The organism is Halovivax sp. (assembly GCA_007119345.1).
Taxonomy (GTDB): Archaea; Halobacteriota; Halobacteria; order Halobacteriales; family Natrialbaceae; genus Halovivax.
The window spans coordinates 1-4910 of record SKPV01000251.1; the positions used below are offsets into that span (position 1 = coordinate 1).

Annotated in this window: 5 protein-coding genes; 1 reads left to right on the plus strand and 4 read right to left on the minus strand. The window is 70.2% G+C overall.

What is annotated here, in order from left to right; genetic code table 11:
- Positions 1 to 117 precede the first annotated feature (117 nt).
- The 3 genes from QZT59_RS17225 to QZT59_RS17235 form a co-directional block, all read right to left on the minus strand.
- On the minus strand, positions 118 to 249 hold the full coding sequence (locus QZT59_RS17225) for a hypothetical protein (RefSeq protein WP_290819102.1): 132 nt from the start codon (positions 247 to 249) through the stop codon (positions 118 to 120).
- Positions 250 to 819: 570 nt separating this feature from the next.
- Positions 820 to 1335: a metallophosphoesterase gene (locus tag QZT59_RS17230; protein WP_290819104.1), complete on the minus strand. Its 516-nt coding sequence runs from the start codon at positions 1333 to 1335 to the stop codon at positions 820 to 822.
- A gap of 73 nt (positions 1336 to 1408) precedes the next feature.
- Complete coding sequence (locus QZT59_RS17235) at positions 1409 to 1810, minus strand: hypothetical protein (protein WP_290819106.1); 402 nt, start codon at positions 1808 to 1810, stop codon at positions 1409 to 1411.
- A 138-nt stretch (positions 1811 to 1948) separates the two neighbouring features.
- Between QZT59_RS17235 and QZT59_RS17240 the strand changes: the two genes are divergently transcribed.
- On the plus strand, positions 1949 to 4126 hold the full coding sequence (locus QZT59_RS17240; RefSeq protein WP_290819108.1) for an ATP-dependent DNA helicase: 2178 nt from the start codon (positions 1949 to 1951) through the stop codon (positions 4124 to 4126).
- 128 nt (positions 4127 to 4254) lie between these two features.
- Here QZT59_RS17240 and QZT59_RS17245 read toward each other — a convergent pair whose 3' ends face one another.
- On the minus strand, positions 4255 to 4755 hold the full coding sequence (locus QZT59_RS17245) for a 2'-5' RNA ligase family protein (protein ID WP_290819110.1): 501 nt from the start codon (positions 4753 to 4755) through the stop codon (positions 4255 to 4257).
- Positions 4756 to 4910: the final 155 nt, after the last annotated feature.

Below are 4910 nucleotides of genomic sequence, written 5' to 3' on the forward strand. Positions count from 1 at the left end.
GACGACAGCGGCGCTCGGCTGACCGGTCGACGACAGCGGCGCTCGGCTGACCGGTCGACGACAGCGGCGCTCGGTCGGTCGGCTCCCGAACGTGACGGCTTCGACTCGCGCCGGCGGTTACTGGCCGTCCATGCCCTTGCGGAACTCGAGGACCGTCCGTCGGAGCATGAGGTAGGTGAAGAAGATCAACGCCAGCAAGATCGCGACGATGGTGAGGATGACCGGGTCGTCGGGCAGGAATCCCAGCATGGCGCGCGACTACGCGGGGTGCTGGCAAAGTCGTTTCGAACCGGCGCGACCGACGGTCAGGATGCGAGGGGCGAAGAACGCCAGAAAGCGGGCCGACGGGGACCGTCAGCGGGGAAGGGGGCGCGGTGCGTCTGCCACGGTGAAAGACGATTTTTAGCTAGGCGCGGGTATAACATCCCGGCCGGTCTACCCGTAGGTACGCCTCGACCAACCTTCGCCGGTGAGTGCGGTCGAGGCTGCCTGCCACGAACTGGTCCCGGCCGGTCTGACATCCCGACGTCGGGAACCCCGGGCGGTCGCGCCCGCCCCGGTCCAGTTCGGTCCCGCTGACGAACCGGGGAGCTATCGATCCGCCGATCGAGCCCTCCACGAATCGGCCGAGCCCTCCACGACCCATCGAGCCCTCCACGAATCGGCCGAGTTCTTCACGACCCATCGAACCCTCCACGAATCGGCCGAGCCCTCCACGACCCATCGAGCCCTCCACGAATCGGCCGAGTTCTTCACGATCACTCGAACGCTCCGCAAACCGGGTCGGCTCCGAGCGGCTCGAGCCGGACGACCCGCTGGCTACCTCCCGAGAAGCACCTCGAATCGCTCGATCTCGGTCCCGTCCGGCTCCCGGATCGTCCCCCGCGCCCGATCACCGTTTCGGTCGAGCGTGGCGAAGCCCGGCCGGTAGCCGCGCGGCTGGGCGTGACTGCCCGGGTTCACCAGCACCACGTCGTCGGCGTCGACGACGGTCGGTCGGTGGGTGTGCCCGAAGACGACGACGTCGGCGTCCCGCGAGCGGCCGAACATCGCGAGCGCCGTCTCGCCGCCTTCGGGCCGGTGCCTGACCGCGAGACGGATCCCGTCCGCTTCGACGGTCAGGGCCTCGGGGAGCCGGTCGACGACGGCGGGTTCGTCGACGTTGCCGAAGACGCCGTAGAGGTGGCCACACTCCGCCTGGAAGGCGTCGAGGGCGGCCTCGGTCGTGAAATCGCCGGCGTGGATCACGGCGTCGGCCTCGCGGGCCGCCTCGAGGGCCGCCCCCTCCAGCTCGTGGCCCGACCCGCTGTGCGTGTCGGAGAAGATCGCGATCATGGGCGGCGTTCGTCCGGCGCCCTCTCGGCTCTTTCGTTCGGCGACGTCGCGGCGGCCGGAGACCCGATACCGCCTACCGCTCGTCCACCACGGCCACGAACGCGTCGGCGGGTCGCTCCCCGGAGAGCTCGGCCGAGACCGTCTCCGACTCGCGGTGGAGCGCCGTCGAGAGGTGGCGCCGACCATCGTCGGTCTCGGCGACGACGGTGACGTCCTCCGGCGTCGCGCCGGCCGGCATCGCCGCCGGATCGTACGAGAGCGCGATTCGGACCGCCTCCACGCCCGCCAGCTCGTCGGCGCCCGTCAGTTCGACGCGCGCCGAGACCGCGTCCGACGGCGGATCGCCCTCGCCCGTCCCGACGTCGAACGCCTCCGGCACGCGGCCGGCGACGACGTCGACGCGGGCGCCCGCGGTCTCGTCCGCGAACGTGACGGCGTTCTCGAGGTCCGCTGGATCGTATCCGGGGATGGCCATGCTCCTCGCTACGGCGTCGAGATACGTAGACCCCCGCCTCGCGCGCGACGGCGGGCGACCGCCGATCTCGGCCCCCGTCCCGCGACGCCGGCCGAACGGGACGAACGCTTTTACCGAATGCGAAACCTATCACGTATCGTGTCCGAGACGGCCGGCTACATGCGGTACTTTCCGTACGCACGCCCGTACGAGCACCAGCGGGAGGCGATGGACCGCGTCTACAACGCGCTGACCCGCGGCCAGAACGTGCTCTTCGAGGGCGCCTGCGGGACGGGCAAGACCCTCTCGGCGCTCGCGCCCGCCCTGGAGGTCGCCCGCGAGCAGGGGAAGACGGTCGTCATCACGACGAACGTCCACCAGCAGATGCGCCAGTTCGTCGCCGAGGCCGGCGCCATCGCCCGCGAGGAGTCGATCCGGGCGATCGTCTTCAAGGGAAAGTCTTCGATGTGTCACATCGACGTCGGCTACGAGGAGTGCCAGGCGCTGCGGGACGCGACGCGTGAGCTGGTCGACCTCGAGGACGAGTACGCCCAGCTCGAGCGCCGACAACGCCAGTTGCTGGAGGAGAGCCGGAGCGGGGACGGCTCGGCCGCCGAGGCGCGCGCCGCCGTGATGGACGAGCTGGATCGCCTGCAGGGGGAGATGGACGACGTGCGCGAGCGCAACGTCTGCGAGCACTACCGCAACAATCTCACGCGGCCCCAGGAGACCGACGCCTTCTTTTCCTGGCTGTTCGAGGACGTCCGCACCCCCGAGGAGATCTACGAGTACGCCGACGAGCGCGACCTCTGTGGCTACGAGCTCCTCAAGGAGGGGATCGAGGGCGTCGACCTCGTCGTCTGTAACTACCACCACCTGCTCGACCCGGGGATCCGCGAGCAGTTCTTCCGCTGGCTCGGGCGCGATCCTGCGGACGTCATCGCCGTGTTCGACGAGGCCCACAACCTCGAGAAGGCCGCCCGCGAGCACGCCAGCCGCCACTGCTCGGAGCGGACGTTCGACCAGGCGCTCGAGGAGCTCGAGGACAGCGACGATCCGCGAGCCGACGACGCGGCGAACGTCCTCGAGACGTTTCGGGACGCCCTCCTCGAGTGCTACGAGGACTCGTTCGGGTTCGGCGAGCGAGAGGCGGTCGGCGACGGCTGGCGCGACGTCCCGGTCGCCAACGAGGACCGCCGAGACGACCTCACGCTCGCGTTTTTGCGGGGGTACTCGGGCGGCGGAATCGACGCCGACCTGGAAGCGGCGACGGTGCTCGGTCGCGAACTCGATCGGGAGTACGAGGAGGCCTACCGCAACGGCGAGTCCGAGACGCGCCGAGAGTGTCAGACCCTGCGGGCCGCGACGTTCGTCGACGCGTGGATGAGCGACGGGGTCACCCGGGGAGTCTACCCCGTGGTGGCGGTCCGGCGCGACGAGGGAACCGACGAGATCTACGGCCGCGCCGAACTCTACAGCTGCCTCCCGCGGCGGGTCACGGGCCAGCTCTTCGGGGAGCTCGCCGCGACGGTCCTCATGAGCGCCACCCTGCAGCCGTTCGACGTCGTCGGGGACGTCCTCGGGCTCGAAGATCCCGTGACGATGGCCTACGGGTTGACCTTCCCCGAGGAGAACCGGCGAACCTACGCGGTCGAGACGCCGCCGCTGTTCGCCAGCGACCGCGAGGACCCCGACGTCCAGGACGTGCTCGCGACGACGATCCGCGACGCGGTGCGGATGACGCCCGGAAACACCCTCGCCTTCTTCCCCAACTACGGCGAGGCCGACCGCTACGCCGAACGCCTGGAGCCGCTCGTCGACGCGACCGTCTACAGAGACGAACCGGGCGTGGCGGTCGAAGACGTCCGGAAAGCGTTCGTCGCCGACGGGGACGGCCTGCTCTGTACCTCGCTGTGGGGGACCCTCGCCGAGGGCGTCAGCTTCGACGGCGACGACGCTCGCACCGTCCTCGTCGTCGGCGTCCCCTACCCGCACCTGGACGAGCGCGCCGAGGCGGTCCAGACGGCCTACGACGCCGCCTTCGACGGCACCGACAGCGGCTGGCGCTACGCCGTCGAGATCCCCACGGTCCGAAAGACCCGCCAGGCGCTCGGGCGCGTCATCCGCTCGCCCGAGGACGTCGGCGTCCGCGCGATGCTCGACCGGCGCTACTCCGGCCGCGCGAAGTCGGATCTGGGAAAGTACAGCGTCAACGGCACGTTCCCGATGCACGAGCGCGAGGAGCTGATCGACCTCGAGCCCGCGAAGCTCAAGTTCGCGATGCGAAACTTCTACGCCGACCACGACGCCTACGACGGCGAGCCGCCGGCGCCGTGAACGGCGCGATTTGGGCGAGTGTAACGAGCGAAATCCTCGTTACGGCGAACGGCGAGCGCAGCGAGCCGTGAGCGGACCCGTCAGAACGCGACGAGCGGGTCGGCGTCGACGTCCATCTCGCCGGGCGTTCAGGCCGGCAGCGAGACGCGACTGACGGGCAGTCGCCGGTGGCCGTCGTAGAACTCGAGTTCGCCGACCGTCCACCGGATCGGCTCGATCTCGCGTTCGACCAGCCGGCGCGCCGCTGACTCGTCGCCGCCGCGGGCGAGGGTGACGTGCGGGACGTAGTCGGGACCCTCGAGACCCGCCACCGGCTCGAACGCCTCGGCGAGGTCGGCGTGCACCGAGTGCAGACCGGGACTCTCGACGGCGAGGTAGACCACGGGCGCGGTGCCGACGGGCGGGTCGTCGAAGACGTCGATACCGGTGACCCGCGCTTCGACGGCCGGCGCGCCCTCGAGCGCCCGGTGGGTCCGTCGCTGGAGTGCGCCGACGTCCCCGTTGCTCCCGAGTCGTTTCAGCAGACAGGAGTGGTCCTCGCGGACGCGGTCGAACGCGTGGAGGCTCGGGTAGAGCTCCGCCGCGAGCTCTCGGATCCGACCCGGAACGGGGACGTTGACGCTGTACACGGCGAAACCTAGGTGGTGCGTGCGTTATGAGTGTGGTGCTCTCCGGCCCGCGGGCCGGCAGAGGACGGGATCCCGCCACGTGTACTGCTCCCGTCGGAGAACGAGTCGTCCCCGCCACGTGTACTGCTCCCGTCGGAGAACGAGTCGTCCCCGCC

Coding starts and splice junctions, on each gene's coding strand:
- QZT59_RS17235 (WP_290819106.1), bottom strand. CDS start 1,810: ATGGCCATCCCCGGATACGATCCAGCGGACCTCGAGAACGCCGTCACG.
- QZT59_RS17225 (WP_290819102.1), bottom strand. CDS start 249: ATGCTGGGATTCCTGCCCGACGACCCGGTCATCCTCACCATCGTCGCG.
- QZT59_RS17230 (WP_290819104.1), bottom strand. CDS start 1,335: ATGATCGCGATCTTCTCCGACACGCACAGCGGGTCGGGCCACGAGCTG.